This window comes from Bacteroides sp. AM44-19 (assembly GCF_003603395.1).
GTDB classification, from domain to species: domain Bacteria; phylum Bacteroidota; class Bacteroidia; order Bacteroidales; family Bacteroidaceae; genus Bacteroides; species Bacteroides uniformis.
The window spans coordinates 69137-89989 of record NZ_QTNB01000011.1; the positions used below are offsets into that span (position 1 = coordinate 69137).

The 20853-nt window shown below is 49.4% G+C and carries 15 protein-coding genes; all 15 read left to right on the forward strand.

Features of this window, described 5'->3' with window-relative positions; all coding sequences use genetic code 11:
* The first annotated feature begins 3 nt into the window (after nt 1-3).
* Nucleotides 4-819 carry a DUF3823 domain-containing protein gene (locus DW947_RS15280; RefSeq protein WP_057281558.1) on the forward strand — a complete coding sequence of 272 codons (816 nt, stop codon included), beginning with the start codon at nt 4-6 and terminating at the stop codon, nt 817-819.
* Nucleotides 820-940: 121 nt separating this feature from the next.
* Nucleotides 941-3121 (forward strand): hypothetical protein, encoded by a 2181-nt coding sequence (locus DW947_RS15285; protein WP_057281559.1) that lies wholly within the window; start codon nt 941-943, stop codon nt 3119-3121.
* 59 nt (nt 3122-3180) lie between these two features.
* Nucleotides 3181-5676 carry a glutaminase domain-containing protein gene (locus tag DW947_RS15290; RefSeq protein ID WP_057281560.1) on the forward strand — a complete coding sequence of 832 codons (2496 nt, stop codon included), beginning with the start codon at nt 3181-3183 and terminating at the stop codon, nt 5674-5676.
* Between the two features lie 17 nt (nt 5677-5693).
* The gene (locus tag DW947_RS15295; RefSeq protein WP_057281717.1) at nt 5694-8000 is read left to right on the forward strand and encodes a GH92 family glycosyl hydrolase; all 2307 of its coding nucleotides are present in this window, start codon (nt 5694-5696) and stop codon (nt 7998-8000) included.
* 129 nt (nt 8001-8129) lie between these two features.
* On the forward strand, nt 8130-9134 hold the full coding sequence (locus DW947_RS15300) for a glycoside hydrolase family 43 protein (protein ID WP_057281718.1): 1005 nt from the start codon (nt 8130-8132) through the stop codon (nt 9132-9134).
* Nucleotides 9135-9169: 35 nt separating this feature from the next.
* Complete coding sequence (locus DW947_RS15305) at nt 9170-10654, forward strand: glycoside hydrolase family 125 protein (protein ID WP_057281561.1); 1485 nt, start codon at nt 9170-9172, stop codon at nt 10652-10654.
* An 8-nt stretch (nt 10655-10662) separates the two neighbouring features.
* Nucleotides 10663-12720 (forward strand): beta-L-arabinofuranosidase domain-containing protein, encoded by a 2058-nt coding sequence (locus tag DW947_RS15310; protein ID WP_057281562.1) that lies wholly within the window; start codon nt 10663-10665, stop codon nt 12718-12720.
* Between the two features lie 79 nt (nt 12721-12799).
* On the forward strand, nt 12800-13888 hold the full coding sequence (locus DW947_RS15315) for an acyltransferase (RefSeq protein ID WP_057281563.1): 1089 nt from the start codon (nt 12800-12802) through the stop codon (nt 13886-13888).
* A gap of 380 nt (nt 13889-14268) precedes the next feature.
* Nucleotides 14269-15363, forward strand: coding sequence for a tRNA 2-thiouridine(34) synthase MnmA (gene mnmA / locus DW947_RS15320; RefSeq protein ID WP_044468269.1), 1095 nt, complete (start codon nt 14269-14271; stop codon nt 15361-15363).
* Nucleotides 15360-16733 carry a S8 family peptidase gene (locus DW947_RS15325; RefSeq protein ID WP_117963354.1) on the forward strand — a complete coding sequence of 458 codons (1374 nt, stop codon included), beginning with the start codon at nt 15360-15362 and terminating at the stop codon, nt 16731-16733. Before mnmA ends, DW947_RS15325 begins: the two co-directional genes overlap by 4 nt.
* A gap of 155 nt (nt 16734-16888) precedes the next feature.
* The gene (gene xseA / locus DW947_RS15330; protein WP_057281565.1) at nt 16889-18121 is read left to right on the forward strand and encodes an exodeoxyribonuclease VII large subunit; all 1233 of its coding nucleotides are present in this window, start codon (nt 16889-16891) and stop codon (nt 18119-18121) included.
* Between the two features lie 73 nt (nt 18122-18194).
* A complete protein-coding gene (locus DW947_RS15335) occupies nt 18195-18593 on the forward strand; it encodes a lipocalin family protein (RefSeq protein WP_044468265.1) in 399 nt (132 codons plus the stop codon).
* 13 nt (nt 18594-18606) lie between these two features.
* Nucleotides 18607-18822 (forward strand): exodeoxyribonuclease VII small subunit, encoded by a 216-nt coding sequence (gene xseB, locus DW947_RS15340; RefSeq protein WP_044468264.1) that lies wholly within the window; start codon nt 18607-18609, stop codon nt 18820-18822.
* A 52-nt stretch (nt 18823-18874) separates the two neighbouring features.
* Nucleotides 18875-19894 (forward strand): branched-chain amino acid aminotransferase, encoded by a 1020-nt coding sequence (locus tag DW947_RS15345; protein WP_016273137.1) that lies wholly within the window; start codon nt 18875-18877, stop codon nt 19892-19894.
* Nucleotides 19895-20078: 184 nt separating this feature from the next.
* Nucleotides 20079-20837, forward strand: coding sequence for a tRNA (guanosine(46)-N7)-methyltransferase TrmB (gene trmB, locus DW947_RS15350; RefSeq protein ID WP_016273136.1), 759 nt, complete (start codon nt 20079-20081; stop codon nt 20835-20837).
* Nucleotides 20838-20853 lie beyond the last annotated feature (16 nt).

Consider the following 20853-nt stretch of genomic DNA (forward strand, 5'->3'; position numbering starts at 1 on the left):
CGTATGAAAAAGACAATATTCTATAGCTTATTCAGCGCCCTGTTCATGTTAACCTCGTGTAGTATGTTCGAAATAGACAACTATGAGGAACCTGCCGAGACTATCTGGGGCGAGGTGGTAGATGAAGCAACCGGTAAGCGTGTATTGACCGACCAGGGCAGTGAGGGCATCCGTGTCCGCCTGACCGAATTGAGTTGGGGTGACAATGTGCAACACAACCCGGATTTTTACTGCATGATGGACGGTACATTCCAGAACACGAAAATCTTCAAGGGTGAGTATAATGTCCGCATCGACGGTCCGTTCATTCCGTTAGTACGTGAGAATACAGACGGTACCTTGCTTCACGACGGCTCTGTCAATACTGAAATCAGTGGCACGACGAAAGTGAAGTTTGAGGTGCAGCCCTTCCTGAACGTCGAGTTTGTGGGCAATCCGCAGGTGAGCAACGGTGTCATCAAGGCGCAAGTACGCGTAACACGCGGCGTATCGGATGAAGTCTTCCGTGAGAAAATCCAGCCGATGGGCAATTGGAAGGACGAATACTTGAACGTAACCGACATCCAATTCTTCGTCAGCTACTCAAACACAGTAGGCTACCGGGCACGCGACGAGCGTTGGTCGAGCAGCATCAACTATGAGGGCAAGAGTTTCGAGGGCTTACTGGGGAAGGAAGTTACCATTCAGTCGAATGGCAACGTACCTTCGGGCCGCAAAGTGTTTGTACGCGCTGCCGCACGTATTAACTACGACACACCCGTAGGTAGCGGTACACGCCGTTGGAACTACAGCGAGCCGATGGAAGTGCTTATTCCGTAGCCTGATGGTATACAGCCGGGGCTTTGCCACTATAGTGGCAAAGCCTTGCTTGTATGTGGGCAATCTTTTGTCACTATAATGGCAAGAGTAACGATTAATACCATAAAAACAAGAAACCAATATGAAGCAAAAACATTTTTTGATAAGTTTGGCTGTCCTGGCAACAGGCATCTCCGTAGGTGCCCAAACCAAAGACAATGTCAAGACCACTTTTCAAACCTCACGCGAGTGGAAGCCTTCCATTGACAATAGGGCTGATGCGGTGATGGTGTATGGAGTAGGAGGAAATCCCTCGGACAAGTCACGCAAACTATCTTTCGAAGAACGGGTAAAGTCTTGGAAGGAGCGCGGATATATCATACACTTTATGACCGGTATTGCTTGGGGTGAATATCAGGACTATTTCACCGGACAATGGGACGGGAAATGGCATTTGGACGAGGGGCAGGTCACGCAGGCCGGAGACACGATATGGCACGGTCACATGGTGCCCTATATCGTACCGTCGGAGAATTTTTTAAGTTATCTGAAAGAGAGACATGTGAAGAGAGTAATCGACGCCGGTGTGGATGCCATCTTCATGGAGGAACCGGAATTCTGGGCAAGAGCCGGTTACAGTGAGTCCTTTAAGAAAGAATGGAAAAAATACTATGGCTTCGACTGGAGACCGCAACATGAGTCACCGGAAAATACTTATTTGTCGAGCAAACTCAAGTATTACTTGTACTATCGTGCACTGAATGAAGTCTTCACCTTTGCCAAGGAATATGGTAAAAGCAAAGGGATGGACGTGAAGTGCTACGTTCCCACCCACTCGTTGGTGAACTATTCGCAATGGCAGATTGTCAGTCCGGAAGCAAGTCTTGCTTCACTTCCTTGTGTAGACGGTTACATCGCTCAGGTATGGACCGGAACTTCGCGCGAGCCGAATTTCTTTGACGGTCGCAAACGTGAGCGTGTGTTCGAGACTGCCTATCTGGAGTATGGTTCCATGGAGTCGATGACTGCTCCCACCGGTCGTAAGATGTTCTTCCTGACCGACCCTATTGAAGACTGGCCGCGTGACTGGGCGGATTATAAGAAAAACTATCAGGCCACTTTCACTGCACAGCTACTCTATCCGAATATAGCCGATTACGAAGTGATGCCTTGGCCGGAACGTATCTACGAAGGACTATACCGTACAAGTGCGAATAGCGACAAGAAGGAACGTATTCCCCGTTTCTATTCCACACAGATGCAAGTGATGATTAACGCCCTGAACCGTATGCCTCTGACTGATAATAAACTGACCGGAAGCGAAGGATTCAGCGTACTGATGGCAAATTCCTTGATGTTCCAGCGTTTTCCTACGCATAATGGATATGAAGACCCGCAACTGGCTAACTTTTACGGTCAGGCATTGCCTCTGCTCAAACGAGGCGTACCCGTCAAGACCGTCCACATTGAGAACCTCGGCTATAAAGAAGCGCTGGCTGACACAAAAGTGTTGCTGATGACTTATGCAAACATGAAACCGCTTGAATCCGAAGCGCACAGCCACATAGCCGATTGGGTGAAGAAGGGCGGAGTGCTGATTTACAGTGGGACGGACAACGACCCTTTTCAGAATGTAAGAGAATGGTGGAATACCAACGGGCATAACTATGCTACTCCTTCCGCACATCTTTTTGAGCAGATGGGACTTCCTGCCAGACCGGAACAGGGAGAATACAGTTACGGTAAGGGAACCGTATGTATTGTCCGTACCGCCCCTAAAGATTATGTCCTGCATGAAGGCGGTGACAAAGATTTTTTGTATCTTGCAGCCCGAATGTACGAGCAGAATGCGAAAGCGGGGAAGCTGGAGTTCAAAAATAACTTCTATCTGCAAAGGGGAGATTACGACTTGGCTGCTGTGCTTGAAGAAAGCGTGAGCGACGAGCCGTTTACTGTGGAAGGATGTTTGATTGACCTTTTCGACCCCAAGTTACCGATATACACTTCCAAGCGGATAAATCCGGGTGAGCAAGCCTTGTTGCTGAATGTAGAACGTGTAGCCGGTAAGAAGAAGCCGCAGGTTCTGGCTTCGGCAAGTCGCGAAGAACAGGAAGAACGCGGAAAAGGCCGGTACTCCTATGTGGCGAAAAGTCCTGCCGAGACTTCAAACGTATCGCGTGTGCTGCTGCCCCGTTGTCCTAAGAGTGTGACAGTCGACGGCAGAGAGGTATTCGATGCCAAGCGTTGGCATGTAGCAAGCCATACATATTTGATAGAGTTTGAGAATAATCCTGACGGAGTGTCGGTGAAGTTTTGCTGGTAATCTCAGGCCTTTTATTTTTTAAAGTGTAACAACATAAACAATTATTTTATATAAACAATATGAGAAAAAAGCTTTTATACACCTTGTTGGCTTCATGCCTTTTTGCATGCAGTGACAAGGATACGTCTTACGAAGTCATAAAGAACGACTTGAGAGCACCTGCCTATCCGCTTGTAACCATCGACCCTTATGCCAGTGCATGGTCCATGAGTGATAACCTTTACGACAGCCCCGTGCGCCATTGGACGGGTAAGGATTTCCCGCTGATTGGCGTGGTGAAGGTGGACGGTGTTTCCTACCGTTTTATGGGAACCGAGGAATTGGAGATGAATGCCATCGTGCCCACCTCGCAGCAAGGCGATTGGACGGGGCAGTATACCACAGAGAAGCCTGCGGGCGATTGGACCTCTGCCGGTTACGACGATTCCAAATGGAAGTCAGACCGTGGTGCCTTTGGTACTAAAGAAAATGAGCCTACGGCAAAAACCCAGTGGGGAACCCGCAATATCTGGGTGCGCCGTACGGTAAATATTGACCGTGATTTGACCGGTATACCTGTCTATCTGGAATTCTCCAACGATGACGATGCCGTATTCTACATCAACGGAGTGAAAATACACGGCACAGGAACCACGTGCAACAAGAACAAAGTCGTGAAACTTCCCGATGAGGCTTTGGCGGTTTTGAAGCAGGGCGACAACATCATTGCCGCCGAATGTATCAATCCGGTTGGTAACGGCTTGCTCGACTTCGGCCTGCAGATTCCGAAACATCTGGAAACCGTGTTTGGCAATACAGCTGTGCAGACCTCTGCCGACGTGCAGCCCATGCAGACACACTACGCTTTTACCTGTGGTGATGTCGACCTGAAAGTCACCTTCACGGCACCTCTCTTTATGGAAGACCTGAAGCTGCTGAGCCGTCCCGTGAATTACCTTACTTATAGTGTTGCTGCCCGTGACGGCAAGGAACACGAAGTGGAGGTGTATTTTGAGGCTTCTCCGCGCTGGGCGCTCGACCAGCCTTACCAGCAATCTGCAAGCAAGGGATATGAAGCTGACGGACTGCTCTACCTGAAGAGTGGAAGCAAGGAACAGAACATCCTGGCAAAGCAGGGCGATGACCTCCGCATTGACTGGGGATATTTCTACATGGTTGCTGGCAAGGAAAACACTGCATACAGTGTTGGCAACAGTACCGAACTGCGCAAGAACTTCGTGAACGGAACTTTGAACTCTGCTTCGCTCGAGAGAGAGGACAGCAATGGAAACATGGCTTTGGTGCGTAGCTATGGTAAAGTGAAGAATGTTACCGACAAGATTATACTGGGATATGACGACATCTATTCCATCCAGTACTTCGGTACAAACTTGCGTCCTTACTGGAACTCAAAAGGCGACCGCACCATCGAGGCTGAAATGCTGGCTGCCTACAATGAGTATGACAAATTGCTGGTACGTTGCTATGCTTTCGATAAAAAGTTGATGGAAGACGCTTCAGCAGCAGGCGGCAAGGAATATGCCGAACTCTGCGCGTTGGCCTACCGTCAGTCCATTGCCGCCCACAAACTGGTGGAAGCCCCCAACGGTGACTTGTTGTGGCTGTCGAAGGAAAACAACAGTAACGGCTGTATCAACACCGTAGACCTGACTTATCCCTCAGCTCCCCTCTATCTGATTTATAATCCGGAACTGGAGAAGGGCATGATGAACGGTATCTTCCATTATAGTGAAAGCGGTAAATGGACCAAGCCCTTCGCCGCCCATGATTTGGGTACTTATCCTCTTGCCAACGGCCAGGTATACGGAGGCGATATGCCGGTGGAAGAGAGTGGAAACATGCTGATTCTTACAGCTGCCATTGCTGCAGTAGAAGGCAATGCCGACTATGCTGCCAAACATTGGGAAGTGCTCACCACCTGGACCGACTATCTGGTGGAAAAGGGACTTGACCCTGAAAACCAACTCTGTACCGATGACTTCGCCGGACACTTTGCCCATAACACCAATCTTTCCATCAAGGCAATTTTAGGAGTGGCCTCTTATGGCCGATTGGCTGAAATGCTCGGCAAGAAGGATGTGGCCGAAGCCTATACAACGAAGGCACGCCAGATGGCTACCGAATGGGAGCGCATGGCCAACGACGGCGACCATTATCGCCTGACATTCGACAAGCCGGGTACATGGAGCCAGAAGTACAACCTGGTTTGGGACAAACTGCTCGGACTGAACATCTTCGACAGCAAAATTGCAGAAATGGAGATACCTTATTACCTGACCAAACAGAATATCTATGGTTTGCCCCTCGACAATCGTGAGACTTACACCAAGACCGACTGGATTATGTGGACTGCCACAATGGCTTCCGACCGGGCTACTTTCCGTGAATTCATCGTCCCGGTGCATAAGTTCATGAACGAAACGATAGACCGCGTGCCGATGTCCGACTGGGTATTTACCGACAAGCCCAACTGGCGTGGCTTTAAGGCCCGCTCGGTAGTAGGCGGATATTACATGAAGATGCTTGAAGGCAAGTTGATACAGAATAAACAATGACAAAATTTACCAAACGAATGAAAAGACTCTTTGCATGGGGAACCGCCCTCCTTCTTGTAGGCGGTATGCAGGCGGCCTCGTTGCCGGTTGATGAGCCGATTACACCTGTGGATTACGTCAGCACCTTGGTTGGCACGCAGTCCAAGCATTCCCTTTCTACGGGTAATACTTATCCTGCCGTGGCTATGCCTTGGGGCATGAATTTCTGGACTCCACAGACCGGAACCATGGGTAACGGATGGGCATACACCTATGATGCCGACAAGATTCGCGGCTTCAAGCAGACACACCAGCCCAGCCCGTGGATTAACGACTACGGACAGTTTGCCATTATGCCCGTTACCGGAAAGGTGGCTTTCGACCAGGACGGGCGTGCCAGTTGGTTTTCTCACAAAGCCGAGACTGCCACTCCTTATTATTATAAGGTCTATCTTGCCGACCATGATGTGACGGCGGAGTTTGCTCCTACCGAGCGTGCCGCTGCTTTCCGTTTCACTTTCCCTGAAACGGAGGAAGCCTATGTGGTGGTAGATGCCATGGACAACGGCTCTTTTGTGAAAATCATTCCGGCTGAAAAGAAAATCATAGGCTACACCACCAAGAACAGTGGTGGTGTGTCAAGCAATTTCAAGAACTACTTTGTATTGCAGTTCGATAAGCCTTTTACTTATACTGCTGCCGTGAAGGACGGAAAGATTGACCCCCGTACCACCGAGGCAGGTGCCAATCATGCCGGTGGCATCATCGGTTTTCATACCCTCCGTGGCGAGCAGGTGAATGTACGTGTGGCTTCCTCATTCATCAGTCACGAGCAGGCCGAGTTGAACTTGAAGGAACTGGGTGGCCGGACGCTTGAAGAGGTGGCGAAAGCCGGGCGTGACGAATGGAACCGGGTGCTGGGCCGCATTGAAGTGCAGGATACCGACCTCGACCGTCTGCGTACTTTCTACTCTTGTTTCTACCGTTCGGTGCTTTTCCCGCGCAGTTTCTACGAGATAGATGCGCAAGGTCAGGTAATGCACTACAGCCCCTATAATGGTGAGGTGCTGCCCGGCTATATGTTTACCGACACCGGTTTCTGGGACACTTTCCGTTGTCTCTTCCCCTTCCTCAACCTGATGTATCCGTCCATGAATGCCAAGATGCAGGAAGGATTGGCCAACACTTACAAGGAGAGCGGTTTCCTGCCCGAATGGGCCAGTCCGGGACACCGTGGTTGCATGGTGGGGAACAATTCCGCTTCTGTGGTGGCGGATGCCTGGCTGAAGGGGCTGCGTGGCTACGACATCGAGACATTGTGGGAAGCCGTGAAGAGCGGTACGGAGAATGTGCATCCCAATGTTCCCTCTACCGGACGCTTGGGGCATGAGTATTACAACAAGCTGGGTTATGTGCCCTATAATGTGGGTATCAACGAGAATGCAGCCCGTACGCTGGAGTATGCCTATGACGATTGGTGCATCTACCAGCTGGGACTTTCGCTGGGCAAGTCGAAGAAAGAACTGGCTCCTTTTGCCAAACGTGCGCTGAACTACCGGAATCTTTTCGATTCTGACTACAAGCTGATGCGCGGCAAGAATGAGGACGGCACATTCCAATCGCCGTTCAATCCCTTGAAGTGGGGTGATGCCTTTACGGAAGGAAACAGCTGGCACTATTCGTGGTCGGTTTTCCATGATCCGCAAGGACTCATTGACCTGATGGGAGGCAAGGATTCCTTCAACCAAATGATGGATTCCGTGTTTGTGTTGCCGCCTGTGTTCGACGAAAGCTATTATGGCAGTGTCATCCACGAAATCCGGGAGATGCAAATCATGAATATGGGCAACTACGCTCACGGTAACCAGCCCATACAGCACATGATTTACCTCTATAACTATTCCTCTCAGCCGTGGAAGGCGCAGTACTGGCTGCGTGAGGTTATGGAGCGCATGTACAATGCCAATCCCGACGGCTATTGCGGTGATGAGGACAACGGCCAGACATCTGCTTGGTACGTGTTTTCTGCTTTGGGATTCTATCCTGTCTGTCCGGGTACAGACCAGTATGTGCTGGGTGCTCCTCTCTTCCGTTCTGTGCGTCTGCACTTGGAAAATGGTAAGACTGTGGCGATTGAAGCTCCTGAGAATAGCCGTGCCAACCGCTACGTGCAGAAACTCACAGTGGATGGCGTTGACTATACACGCAACTATCTGACACACGAGCAACTGATGAACGGCTCCTCACTGCGCTTCACTATGGACAATGTGCCCAACAAACAGCGTGGGGCAGGAGAGGAGGATGCTCCTTACTCCTTCTCGAAAACGCTTAAAAAGAAGAAGTGACCTCAAAGCCAAAACCATAGCAATCAATGATGAGGGTGTGCCGGATGTCTGACGGAGTAATCGCTGAAAAACGTTTTGACACACCCTCTCTCTTTTACGATGAATCACTGTTTGAAAACCCTATTTACCATGAAACTTAAGAAACTTACTGTTTACTGCTTGGCATTGTTTTGTGCCTCTTCATCTCTTTATGCGCAATCTGGTGAAGAAGTTCAAAAGAAACGTAGCGGCAATCCGATTTTTCCCGGTTGGTATGCCGACCCTGAGGGAGTAGTGCTGGACGGGAAGTTCTGGATTTATCCTACATATTCCGCTCCTTATGGTGAACAGACTTTTATGGATGCCTATTCTTCGCCCGACTTGGTGCATTGGACCAAACATCCACGCGTGCTTTCAAAGGAAAATATCCCATGGTTGCGCCGTGCTTTGTGGGCGCCGGCTGTTATCGAGGCCAATGACCGCTATTATCTTTTCTTCGGAGGGAACGATATACAGAACAACTCTGAGATTGGCGGTATCGGTGTGGCTGTGGCAGACAATCCGGCAGGTCCTTTCAAAGATGTGCTGGGCAAGCCCCTGATTGATAAAATTGTGAATGGTGCACAGCCCATTGACCAGTTTGTGTTCCGTGATGACGATGGCACTTACTATATGTACTATGGCGGATGGGGGCATTGCAACATCGTGAAACTGTCTCCCGATTTACTTGGTGTCGTTCCTTTTGATGATGGCACAGTCTATAAAGAAGTGACCCCTCAGGACTATGTAGAAGGCCCTTTCATGTTGAAACGTAACGGAAAGTATTACTTCATGTGGTCGGAAGGCGGTTGGGGAAGCCCCGACTACCGTGTGGCCTATGCCATTGCCGACTCTCCCTTCGGACCGTTCCGTCGCGAGGGAATCATTCTTCAGCAGGATGCCGATGTAGCTACCGGTGCCGGACATCATTCGGTGGTGCGTGGGAAAGGTAAGGACGAATGGTACATCATTTACCACCGTCGTCCGTTGGGAGAAACGGCTGCAAACAGTCGTGCCACCTGCATTGACCGGATGTACTTTGACAAAAAAGGAAAGATAAAGCCGGTGCGCATGACTTTCGAGGGAGTGAAAGCTACCCAAACCCCACTTGACTAATAGCAATTTTCAATTCAAATTTATATAGAAGAAATATGAGTCTTAATACCAAAAAGATTTGTTTCAGTCTTGTTCTGGCTGCGGCTGCCGGGATGGTTCAGGCTGCCAATGGTAGCTGCCTTCTTGCCGATGCGGGTTTTGTGGCCGTGCAGGATAATACGGCATCTGCCGGAAACTATTCCTCTAATCGTCCTAAAGAGAAACAACGACTTTTCCGTTCCACTGCCGTGGAGAAAGAGATTGCCCGTGTACAGAAACTTTTGAAGAACCGCAAGCTTTCCTGGATGTTTGCCAACTGTTTTCCCAATACGCTGGATACTACTGTGCACTTCCGCAAAGGTAGCGATGGAAAGCCTGATACTTTTGTATATACGGGTGACATCCATGCTATGTGGTTGCGTGACTCAGGGGCGCAAGTATGGCCATATGTGCAGCTTGCCAACAACGACCCGAAACTGAAAGAGATGCTGGCCGGTGTTATTCTACGCCAGTTCAAGTGTATCAATATCGACCCATATGCGAATGCTTACAACGATGGTGCACTGCCCGATGGACATTGGATGAGTGACCTTACTGACATGAAGCCCGAACTGCATGAACGCAAATGGGAAATCGACTCGCTTTGTTATCCCTTGCGGTTGGCTTATCACTATTGGCAGGTGACGGGTGACACTTCGGTTTTCGGTGCTGAATGGCTGGAAGCTATCCGCAATATTTATACTACTTTTTGTCAACAGCAGCGCAAAGAGGGTGTCGGTCCCTACAAATTTCAACGCAAGACGGAGCGTGCGCTCGATACGCTGAACAATGACGGTCTGGGTGCTCCTGTCCGTCCGGTGGGACTCATCGTGTCCTGCTTCCGCCCGTCGGACGATGCCACAACGCTTCAGTTCCTTGTGCCTTCCAACTTCTTTGCCGTCACTTCCTTGCGCAAGGCTGCCGAGATTCTGGAAACAGTGAACAAGGAGACTGCCCTGGCTGCCGACTGCCGTGCCTTGGCCGATGAGGTGGAGATGGCTTTGAAACGCTATGCAACCTACAACCATCCTGAATTCGGTACCATTTATGCTTTCGAGGTTGATGGTTTCGGCAATCATCTGCTGATGGACGATGCCAATGTGCCCAGCTTGCTTGCCATGCCCTATTTGGGAGATGTAGATGTCAATGACCCCATTTATCAGAATACCCGCCGTTTTGTGTGGAGCGACAGCAATCCCTATTTCTTCAGCGGCAAAGCCGGCGAGGGTATCGGCGGACCGCATATCGGCTATGACATGGTGTGGCCCATGAGCATTATGATGAAAGCCTTCACAAGCCGGGATGATGCCGAAATCAAAACTTGCATCAAGATGCTGATGGATACGGATGCCGGTACTGGCTTTATGCACGAATCGTTCCATAAGGATGATGCAGCCAACTTCACCCGCCCTTGGTTTGCCTGGCAGAACACCCTTTTCGGTGAGTTGATATTGAAGTTGGTTAATGAGGGGAAGGTGGATTTATTGAATAACATTGATTAAGATATAATATGAAGAACTTATATACATGGGTGGCTGCCCTCCTTTTCGTGGCATTGACAGTTTCGGTTACGGCTTGTACTTCTGCCTCTTCTGCCGGTACGGTGACGGTGGTGGACCGGCCGGATACACATGCTGTCAATGTCAATTATATGGGTTACCGTGCCCCGCTTCGTCCGTTGAACTTTATAAAATTGCCGGTAGGCAGCATCCGCCCCGAGGGTTGGGTAAGGAAATTTTTGGAGTTGCAGCGCGATGGCCTAACCGGACATTTAGGGGAAATCAGCGCTTGGTTGGAAAAGGATAACAATGCCTGGCTTACGACCGGTGGGGATCATGGTTGGGAGGAAGTTCCCTATTGGCTCAAAGGGTATAGCAGTTTGGCATATATTCTGAATGATCCGAAGATGATAGAAGAAACCAAATACTGGATTGAAGGCGTATTTGCCAGTCGCCAGCCGGACGGTTATTTCGGCCCGGTCAACGAACGCAATGGGAAACGCGAACTTTGGGCACAGATGATTATGCTTTGGTGCCTGCAATCTTATTACGAGTATTCTCAAGACCAGCGTGTCATAGACCTGATGACAAACTACTTTAAATGGCAGATGACGGTTCCCGACGACCGACTTCTGGAAGACTATTGGGAGAACAGTCGTGGAGGTGATAACATCATCAGCATCTACTGGCTTTACAGTCATACGGGAGATGCTTTTTTGCTCGAATTGGCCGAAAAGATTCATCGCAACACTGCCGACTGGACTCAGTCGACCTCTTTGCCCAACTGGCACAACGTAAACATTGCCCAATGTTTCCGTGAGCCTGCCACTTATTATATGCAGACCGGTGATTCTGCTATGCTGAACGCCTCTTATAATGTCCATAGGCTGATTCGTCGTACTTTCGGGCAGGTGCCCGGCGGCATGTTCGGGGCAGATGAGAATGCCCGTTTGGGATATATCGACCCCCGCCAGGGGGTGGAAACTTGTGGGCTGGTTGAACAGATGGCTTCCGATGAAATTATGCTTCGCATGACGGGCGACCCCTTGTGGGCTGAGCATTGCGAAGAAGTGGCATTTAACTCTTATCCGGTTGCCGTGATGCCGGACTTTAAAGCGCTGCGTTATATCACTTGCCCGAACCATGTCGTCAGTGATTCCAAGAATCATCATCCGGGTATCGACAACCGCGGACCGTTTCTTTCGATGAATCCTTTCAGCAGTCGTTGCTGCCAGCACAATCATGCACAAGGCTGGCCCTACTTTGCCGAACATCTGGTTTTGGCAACTCCCGACAATGGAGTGGCAACGGCTCTTTATGCAGCTTGCAAGGCTGTGGTGAAAGTAGCTGATGGAAAGGAAATCACTTTGTACGAAGAGACGAATTATCCTTTTGAGGAAGACATCCGTTTTTCTGTCTCTACCGAGGGAAAAGTCACCTTCCCGTTCTATTTCCGGATTCCTTCGTGGACTCAAAAGGCGAAAGTGCGCGTGAATGGTGAGGAAGTGGATGTGGTTCCCGTGGCAGGAAAGTATCTCTGCATCCATCGCGAGTGGTCGGATGGGGACTGTGTGGAATTGACGTTTCCGATGTCTTTGTCCATGCGCACCTGGCAGGTCAATAAGAATAGCGTAAGTGTGGATTACGGCCCTCTCACCCTATCTCTTAAGATTGCAGAGAAATATGTAGAGAAAGACAGCCGCGAAACGGCTATCGGTGATTCTAAATGGCAGAAAGATGCTGACCCTCAAAAATGGCCCACTACTGAGATATATCCCGGCAGCCCGTGGAATTATTCGCTGGTGTTGGACAAGACAGAACCTTTGAAGCACTTCGAGGTAATCCGTAAATCATGGCCAGCCGACGACTACCCTTTTACAGTGGCCAATGTACCTTTGGAGGTGAAGGCTGTCGGCCGGTTGGTTCCCGAATGGAAAATAGATGAAACCGGGTTGTGTGGCGTGTTGCCCGAAGAGGATGCAGCGAGAGGCGATAAAGAAGAAATCACACTCATCCCTATGGGAGCTGCGCGGTTAAGGATATCTGCGTTCCCGAATACAAGAGAATAAATTGATGAATGATGCGAATAGGAGTGAAGCACTGACACTTTTAACTCTTGATTTGCATAAATAGAAAACTTAAAATAAAATGAAACGTATTGCTTTTTTGGATTATGTGCGCGTGTTTGCGTGCTTCTTGGTCATGTTGGTCCATGCCAGCGAGAATTTTTATGGAGCCGCCGGCTCTACGGACATGGCAGGACCGCAGTCTTTCCTTCAGAATGAGGCCGATAGGTTGTGGGTATCAGTTTACGATGGCTTCTCCCGTATGTCTGTGCCTCTGTTCATGATTGTTTCGGCTTACCTGCTTGCACCGATGAAGAAAGGGCAGAGCTGTTGGCAGTTTTATCGCAAACGTTTCCTGCGCATCATGCCGCCGTTCGTCTTTTTCATGGTGTTGTATAGCACGTTGCCCATGTTGTGGGGACAGATGGACGGCGAACAATCTCTGAACGACCTTTCACGTATCTGGCTGAACTTTCCTGCGCTTGCCGGGCACTTCTGGTTCATGTATCCGTTGATAGGTCTTTATCTGTTCATCCCGGTCATCTCACCGTGGCTGGAGAAGGTTTCGGCCAAAGAAGAACGTTTCTTCATCGGACTGTTTCTGATTTCTACTTGTATACCTTTCCTCAACCGTTGGTTTGGTGAGGTATGGGGACAGTGTTTCTGGAACGAATATCACATGTTATGGTATTTTTCGGGTTATTTGGGCTACCTTGTGCTGGCACATTATATCCGCGTGCATCTTACTTGGGGGCGCTCCTTGCGTCTGCGGGTCGGTTTCCTGCTTATGCTGGTCGGCGCGGCGGCTACCATGTGGTCGTTCTATGTCCAGGCTGTTCCGGGAGTGGTTCATTCTACGCCGGTCATTGAGGTGGGATGGGCTTTCTGCACCCTTAATAGCGTGGCGTTGACGGCAGGCACATTTTTGTTGTTCGGCTGTATCAGCATTCCGCAGCCTCCGCGCATCATTGCCGAAATGTCTAAACTCAGCTACGGCATGTTCCTTATGCACATTTTCTGGCTTGGCTTGTGGGTATCGGTGTTTAAGTCTACATTGGGATTACCCACTGTGGCTGCCATTCCGGTAATAGCGGTATGTACATTTATCAGTTGTTTCGTGGTAACCAAACTCATCTCGTTGATACCGGGCAGTAAGTGGATTATCGGGTAAGCTCCTTGCGTTCGCTTTCCCGTTGAAGGCTCGGGAGCTGTCAATTGCCTGCTACTAACCTCACTGTAGTAGGGGTGTAACATCAGTGCAAAATGGCTACATTTTTTTGCACTGATTATCTGTTGATTCATAAATGGTTATGCTAAGAGGAAAGGAGGTATAATCAAAGACAGATGCGTAATTGATAAGAAAATACCGGAACACCTATGAGGTGCGGTAGTGCGAAGGAAAGAGGTCTTACCGGAAAAGCCGATGAATAGAAAGATTGAGGAAGAAGGTGAAGGCGGTGGAGGATGAAAATACTCTCTCTTTAGCTGAAAAGCTGTGTATTCTGCTTGAAAACGTGTACTTTTGCAGATTATATGAATGAATGGCAGAATATGAACAAATCCGAAAAGCGAGTATTAGTGGGAATGAGCGGAGGTATAGACAGTACCGCCACTTGCCTGATGTTGAGGGAACAGGGCTATGAGATAGTCGGCCTCACCATGTGGGTGTGGGGAGACGAACCGGTGGAAGCCCGCAACCTTGCCGACAGTATGGGAATCGAGCACCATGTGGCAGATGAGCGTGAGGCTTTCCGGCAGATTATCGTTCAAAACTTTATCGATGAATATCGTCGGGGGCGTACTCCCAATCCTTGTGTGATGTGCAACCCGTTATTCAAGTTCCGTATCCTGACGGAGTGGGCCGACAGGCTGGGATGTGCATTCATTGCTACCGGACACTACACCCGTCTGGAGGAACGGAACGGGAAGGTTTACATTGTTGCCGGGGATGATGATAAGAAAGACCAGTCCTATTTCCTTTGGCGACTGGGGCAGGAGGTGTTGAAGCGATGTATCTTCCCGTTGGGAGCCTTCACCAAGATGCAGGTTCGCGAGTATCTTCGTGATAAAGGATATACGCTTAAGGCGGAAGAAGGGGAAAGCATGGAAGTCTGCTTCATCAAGGGCGACTACCGCGACTTCTTGCGCGAGCACTCCCCGGAGATAGACAGCGAGGTGGGGCCGGGATGGTTTGTCAATTCGGAAGGCGTCAAGCTGGGCGGGCACAAAGGATTCCCTTACTACACCATCGGGCAGAGGAAGGGGCTGGAGATTGCTTTGGGCAAACCCGCCTACGTGCTGAAAATCAATCCGCAGAAGAACACCGTGATGCTGGGCGATGCGGAGCAGTTGAAAGCCGGATACATGCTTGCCGAAGAGGAAAAACTGATTGATGAGGCGGAATTCTTTGGCAGTGAAGAGCTTACCGTGCGCATCCGCTACCGCAGCAAACCCATCCCTTGCACCGTGAAGCGCCTGGAGGACGGGCGTCTGCTGGTGCGCTTCTTGTCGGAGGCTTCTGCCATTGCTCCGGGACAGTCTGCCGTGTTCTACGTTGGCCGGCGTGTGGTTGGCGGCTCATTCATCGCTTCCCAACGGGGCATCGGGATGTATATTGCAGAAAATAATAAAAACACAGATATATGAGAAAACTCTTTTTCCTTCTACTTTTCATCTTGGCTGCTGTAGGCGCATCGGCCCGGCAAGACACTTTGAAGTATCGCATCAGCCTGAAGGACAAGGCTGCCACCACGTATTCGCTGGAACATCCGGAAGCGTTTCTTTCTGAAAAGGCGATTGAGCGTCGCCTGAAGCAGAACCTTCCGATAGACTCGACAGACCTTCCGGTATGCCGTAAGTATGTGGATGAGATTCGCAGGCAAGGCGTGAAGATTGTCGTTACCGGCAAGTGGGAGAATTTTGTTACGGTGTCCTGCAACGACTCTGCATTGGTGGAGCGCATTGCCGCCCTGCCTTTTGTCCGGGAGACGGAAAAGGTATGGATAGCTCCCGGAGGTGACGGGCCGTTCATGGCGACAGGACGCGACTCTCTGATAAACCGCCCGAGCGTGCATCCCGACAGCATTTATGGACTGGCTGTCGACCAGATACGGCTGAGCAATGGCGATAAGCTGCACGAAGAAGGCTTCAAGGGACAAGGAATGACGATTGCCGTTATCGACGCGGGTTTCCACAATGCCGACAAGATAACCGCCATGCAGAATATCCGCATCCTGGGTACGAAGGATTTTGTGAACCCCCAATCGGATATATTTGCCGAAAGCAGCCACGGCATGGCGGTGCTCTCGTGCATCGCCATGAACCGTCCCGGTGTCATGACCGGTACGGCTCCCGAAGCTTCTTTCTGGTTGCTGCGCAGCGAAGACGAATACTCCGAGCATCTGGTAGAGCAGGACTACTGGGCTGCGGCTGTGGAATATGCCGATAGCGTGGGAGTGGATGTACTCAATACTTCATTGGGATATTACGCTTTCGATGATAAATCCAAGAATTATAAGCTCCGCAATCTGGATGGGCACCATGCGCTGATGTCACGTCAGGCATCGCGCATAGCCGATAAGGGCATGGTATTGGTATGCAGTGCCGGAAATTCGGGCGCCGGTTCTTGGAAGAAGATTACGCCTCCGGGCGATGCCGAGAATGTGTTGACGGTGGGCGCTGTCGACAAGGAGGCTGTTCTGGCTCCTTTCTCGTCTGTAGGGAATACGGCAGACCATCGGATAAAGCCGGATATTGTAGCTGTCGGGCTGGGTGCCGACATGATACGCACGGACGGCAACCAGGGAAGGGCGAACGGTACCTCTTTTGCCTCACCCATTATGTGCGGCATGGTGGCCTGCTTGTGGCAGGCTTGCCCCGAACTTACGGCAAAAGAAGTGATAGAATTGGTGCGCCGTTCCGGTGACCGTGCCGATTTTCCCGATAACATCTACGGTTATGGCGTGCCCGATATGTGGAAGGCGTATCAGGATTATCAGCCCGAAAGAAACAAATAACGGAAACTTCTGTTGGTTTGCCAATAGTGTATTGTCACTTTATCACGGATAAAGTGTTACTTTACTGCGGATAAAGTACTGCTTTATCGCGGATAAAGTGCCACTTTATTACGGATAAAATCTTATAAAGTTGTAACTGGTTGAATGATAGCAATATGGAAGCCTTGTCTTTACATGAGTTGAATGCCCTTGTGCGTCGCAGTCTGGAGCAGTGTCTCCCCGATGAGTTTTGGGTGCAGGCGGAGTTGAGCGATGTGCGTACCAACAGTACGGGGCATTGCTATCTGGAATTTGTGCAGAAAGACCCTCGCAGCAACAGCTTGATAGCTAAGGCGAGAGGAACAATCTGGGCAAATGTGTTCCGCCTGCTGAAGCCCTATTTTGAGGAAGCCACGGGGCAGGCGTTTGTTTCGGGCATCAAAGTGCTGGTGCAGGTCACTGTCAACTTCCATGAGCTTTATGGCTACAGCCTTACAGTGCAGGACATAGACCCTACCTATACCTTAGGCGATATGGCACGCCGCCGCAGGGAGATACTGAAACAGCTCGAGGAAGAGGGGGTGCTCACCCTCAATAAGGAACTCGAGATGCCTCGCCTGCCGCAACGTATTGCCGTCATATCCTCACCGACGGCGGCGGGCTATGGTGACTTCTGTCATCAGCTGGGAAACAATTCCCGGGGGTTCTACTTTTATACGGAGCTGTTTCCTGCCTTGATGCAGGGTGACCGTGTGGAGGAGTCTGTCCTTTCTGCTCTCGACCGGGTGAATGCACGCTTGTCCGAGTTTGATGTGGTTGTCATTATTCGCGGTGGAGGCGCCACGTCCGACTTGTCCGGTTTCGATACCTATCTGCTTGCTGCTGCTTGTGCACAGTTTCCGTTACCTATCATAACGGGTATCGGTCACGAGCGGGACGACACGGTGCTGGATTCTGTGGTACATACCCGTGTAAAGACCCCTACGGCCGCCGCCGAGTTCTTGATAGACCTCATGAACAATGCCGCCGATGAACTGGAAATGCTTGTTTCCCGCTTGCATGAGGGGGTCAAGAATCTGTTGCAGCAGGAACAGCGCAAGTTGTCTGTCTGCAAGAACTGGATTCCTTCTGCTTCATACCGTTGCATATCCGATGCAAAAATAGCTTTACTGACTGCGCGGAAAGATGTAGTGCAAGCTGTCACTTCCTATTTGTCCCGCTATCGCCACCGTCTGGAATTGTTGCAGCAGCGCTTGGCAGATGCTTCACCAGAAAAGCTGCTTGCCCGTGGTTACAGCATTACGTTGAAAGATGGGAAAGTTGTGAAAAATGCAGATGAGCTGCAAGCGAATGACGAGATAATGACTTGCCTGCAAAATGGTAAGGTGATCTCAACTGTACATATTTAAGTCGCATTCATGCAGTGTTTTGCTGTATTTTGCATTTTATCAATATTACTTAAATCATTTAAAATGAATTAATATGAAAGCACAAAATTTGTTTCGTATGCTGATGCTGATGGTCATGGCATTTAGTTTTATTTCATGTACGGATGAGGATGATAAGGTCGAAGTTTCTCAACTGGTAGGTAAGTGGATTGTGAAAGAACCAGTCCTGCCGGACGATTTTGTGACCAGCTACACGTTTAATGCAGACAAGACCTATGAAGTTTATACCGGAAGCCCGTCATCTAACGGAGTTCCTCTTCGTGGTACTTATATCATAAGTCTTGATAAAAAATTGATTATGTTGTATGATAAAGAGGAACATTATACCGAACAATATCATATTCTGAAACTGACGTCCAAGGAAATGAAGTGGGAGAATGCATCGCCCAAAGACGGGAATTCTGACAAACGGCTTGAGAAGTACAAAGATTAATTAAATTTCAATTATGCCAGCAACAAAGAAAAAAGAAACCTACTCCGAAGCCATGGCGCGTTTGGAGAAAATTGTCAGCCAGATAGACAACAACGAACTGGAGATAGATGTACTTGCCGAAAAGATAAAGGAGGCAAACGGAATTATAGCATTTTGCAGCGATAAATTGACCAAAGCCGACAAGGAAATTGAAAAATTACTGTCGGAGAAGCGAGAATCTGAAGAATAAAAGCTATTTTTGTTGCAAATTGTACGTAATGCAGTAACTAATACTTTGAGATATGAAAGAACTTGATTGGGCTAATCTGCCGTTCGGATATATGAAGACAGATTACAATGTGAGAATTTATTATCGTAACGAACAATGGGGTGAACTGGAAGTTTGCAGTGAGGAAACCATTCCTATGCACATGGCTGCCACTTGTTTGCACTACGGTCAGGAAGCATTTGAAGGTTTGAAAGCTTTTCGTGGTAAAGACGGTAAGGTGCGCATCTTCCGTTTGGAAGAGAATGCGGCGCGTCTGCAGTCCACCTGCCGGGGTATCTTGATGCCGGAGCTTTCTACGGAGCGTTTCAAGGAAGCCATTTTGAAGGTGGTGAAGCTGAACGAGCGTTTCATTCCGCCTTATGAATCGGGTGCTTCTCTGTATATTCGTCCGTTGCTGGTGGGTACCGGTGCACAAGTAGGTGTACATCCTGCCAGCGAATATCTGTTTGTGGTGTTCGTGACCCCGGTAGGTCCTTACTTTAAGGGTGGATTCTCAACCAATCCGTATGTCATTATCCGCGAATTCGACCGTGCTGCACCGTTGGGTACCGGTACTTATAAGGTAGGTGGTAACTATGCAGCCAGCTTGCGTGCCAATAAGAAAGCGCACGATTTGGGTTATGCCTGCGAGTTCTATCTGGATGCCAAAGAAAAGAAATACATGGACGAGTGTGGTGCTGCCAACTTCTTCGGTATCAAGGACAATACGTATATCACTCCGAAATCCACTTCCATCCTGCCCTCCATCACCAACAAGAGCCTGATGCAGTTGGCAGAGGACATGGGTATGAAGGTAGAGCGTCGTCCGGTTCCTGAAGAAGAGTTGCTGACTTTCGAGGAAGCGGGTGCCTGCGGTACGGCTGCCGTTATCAGCCCCATCGAACGTATTGACGACGTAGAGAACGGTAAGTCATACGTTATTTCCAAAGATGGAAAACCAGGACCGGTATGTACGAAGCTCTACAACAAGCTGCGTGCTATCCAGTATGGCGATGAGCCGGATACTCATGGCTGGGTGACTATCGTTGAATAATTAGAGATTCTCTTGTGTCGTGAAAGTTTCCCGAAACCAAGATGGCACACAGATGACACAGATTAAACGGATGACCACAGATAAAGAGAAAAAAAATAATCTGTGAAAATCTGTCTAATCTGTGTCATCTGTGTGCACTTCTGTTTTCGGGGCATAGCATATATATATATAGGACCAAGTAATTATGGGAAAAAACAAGTTAGAGAAGTTTGCTGATATGGCGAGTTATCCGCATGTTTTCGAATATCCGTATTCTGCGGTAGATGATGTACCGTTTGACATGAAAGGGAACTGGCACGGGCAATTTTTCAAGAACGACCATCCTATTGTCCTGGAACTGGGCTGTGGTAGGGGAGAATATACTGTCGGATTGGGACGCATGTTTCCCGACAAGAACTTCATCGGAGTGGATATAAAGGGAGCCCGTATGTGGACGGGAGCTACCGAGTCGCTGCAATCGGAAATGAAGAATGTGGCCTTTCTGCGTACGAATATCGAAATCATCGACCGTTTTTTTGCTTCGGATGAAGTGAGTGAAATCTGGCTTACTTTCTCGGATCCGCAGATGAAGAAGGCTACCAAAAGGCTTACTTCCACTTATTTCATGGAGCGCTACCGCAAGTTTCTGAAGAATGACGGCATAGTCCATCTGAAGACGGACAGCAACTTCATGTTTACCTATACCCGGTACATGATTGAAAGAAACCGGTTGCCGGTGGATGTGATGACGGAAGACTTATACCATTCCGGCATGGCTGATGAAATACTCAGCATCAAGACCTATTATGAACAACAATGGCTGGATCGTGGTTTGAATATCAAGTACATCAAGTTCCATCTTCCGCAAGCAGGCGAGTTGCAGGAGCCGGATGTGGAGATAGAACTGGATGAGTACCGCAGTTATAACCGTAGCAAGCGTAGCGGACTGCAAACCAGCAAGTGATGCGAATCAGTAGTAG

Excerpts from the sequence above, each read along its gene's own strand:
- DW947_RS15335 (WP_044468265.1), top strand. The coding sequence starts at position 18,195 with ATGAAAGCACAAAATTTGTTTCGTATGCTGATGCTGATGGTCATGGCA.
- DW947_RS15325 (WP_117963354.1), top strand. The coding sequence starts at position 15,360 with ATGAGAAAACTCTTTTTCCTTCTACTTTTCATCTTGGCTGCTGTAGGC.
- DW947_RS15315 (WP_057281563.1), top strand. The coding sequence starts at position 12,800 with ATGAAACGTATTGCTTTTTTGGATTATGTGCGCGTGTTTGCGTGCTTC.
- DW947_RS15290 (WP_057281560.1), top strand. The coding sequence starts at position 3,181 with ATGAGAAAAAAGCTTTTATACACCTTGTTGGCTTCATGCCTTTTTGCA.
- DW947_RS15280 (WP_057281558.1), top strand. The coding sequence starts at position 4 with ATGAAAAAGACAATATTCTATAGCTTATTCAGCGCCCTGTTCATGTTA.
- xseA (WP_057281565.1), top strand. The coding sequence starts at position 16,889 with ATGGAAGCCTTGTCTTTACATGAGTTGAATGCCCTTGTGCGTCGCAGT.
- DW947_RS15285 (WP_057281559.1), top strand. The coding sequence starts at position 941 with ATGAAGCAAAAACATTTTTTGATAAGTTTGGCTGTCCTGGCAACAGGC.
- DW947_RS15300 (WP_057281718.1), top strand. The coding sequence starts at position 8,130 with ATGAAACTTAAGAAACTTACTGTTTACTGCTTGGCATTGTTTTGTGCC.
- DW947_RS15305 (WP_057281561.1), top strand. The coding sequence starts at position 9,170 with ATGAGTCTTAATACCAAAAAGATTTGTTTCAGTCTTGTTCTGGCTGCG.
- trmB (WP_016273136.1), top strand. The coding sequence starts at position 20,079 with ATGGGAAAAAACAAGTTAGAGAAGTTTGCTGATATGGCGAGTTATCCG.
- DW947_RS15345 (WP_016273137.1), top strand. The coding sequence starts at position 18,875 with ATGAAAGAACTTGATTGGGCTAATCTGCCGTTCGGATATATGAAGACA.
- DW947_RS15295 (WP_057281717.1), top strand. The coding sequence starts at position 5,694 with ATGAAAAGACTCTTTGCATGGGGAACCGCCCTCCTTCTTGTAGGCGGT.
- mnmA (WP_044468269.1), top strand. The coding sequence starts at position 14,269 with ATGAACAAATCCGAAAAGCGAGTATTAGTGGGAATGAGCGGAGGTATA.
- DW947_RS15310 (WP_057281562.1), top strand. The coding sequence starts at position 10,663 with ATGAAGAACTTATATACATGGGTGGCTGCCCTCCTTTTCGTGGCATTG.
- xseB (WP_044468264.1), top strand. The coding sequence starts at position 18,607 with ATGCCAGCAACAAAGAAAAAAGAAACCTACTCCGAAGCCATGGCGCGT.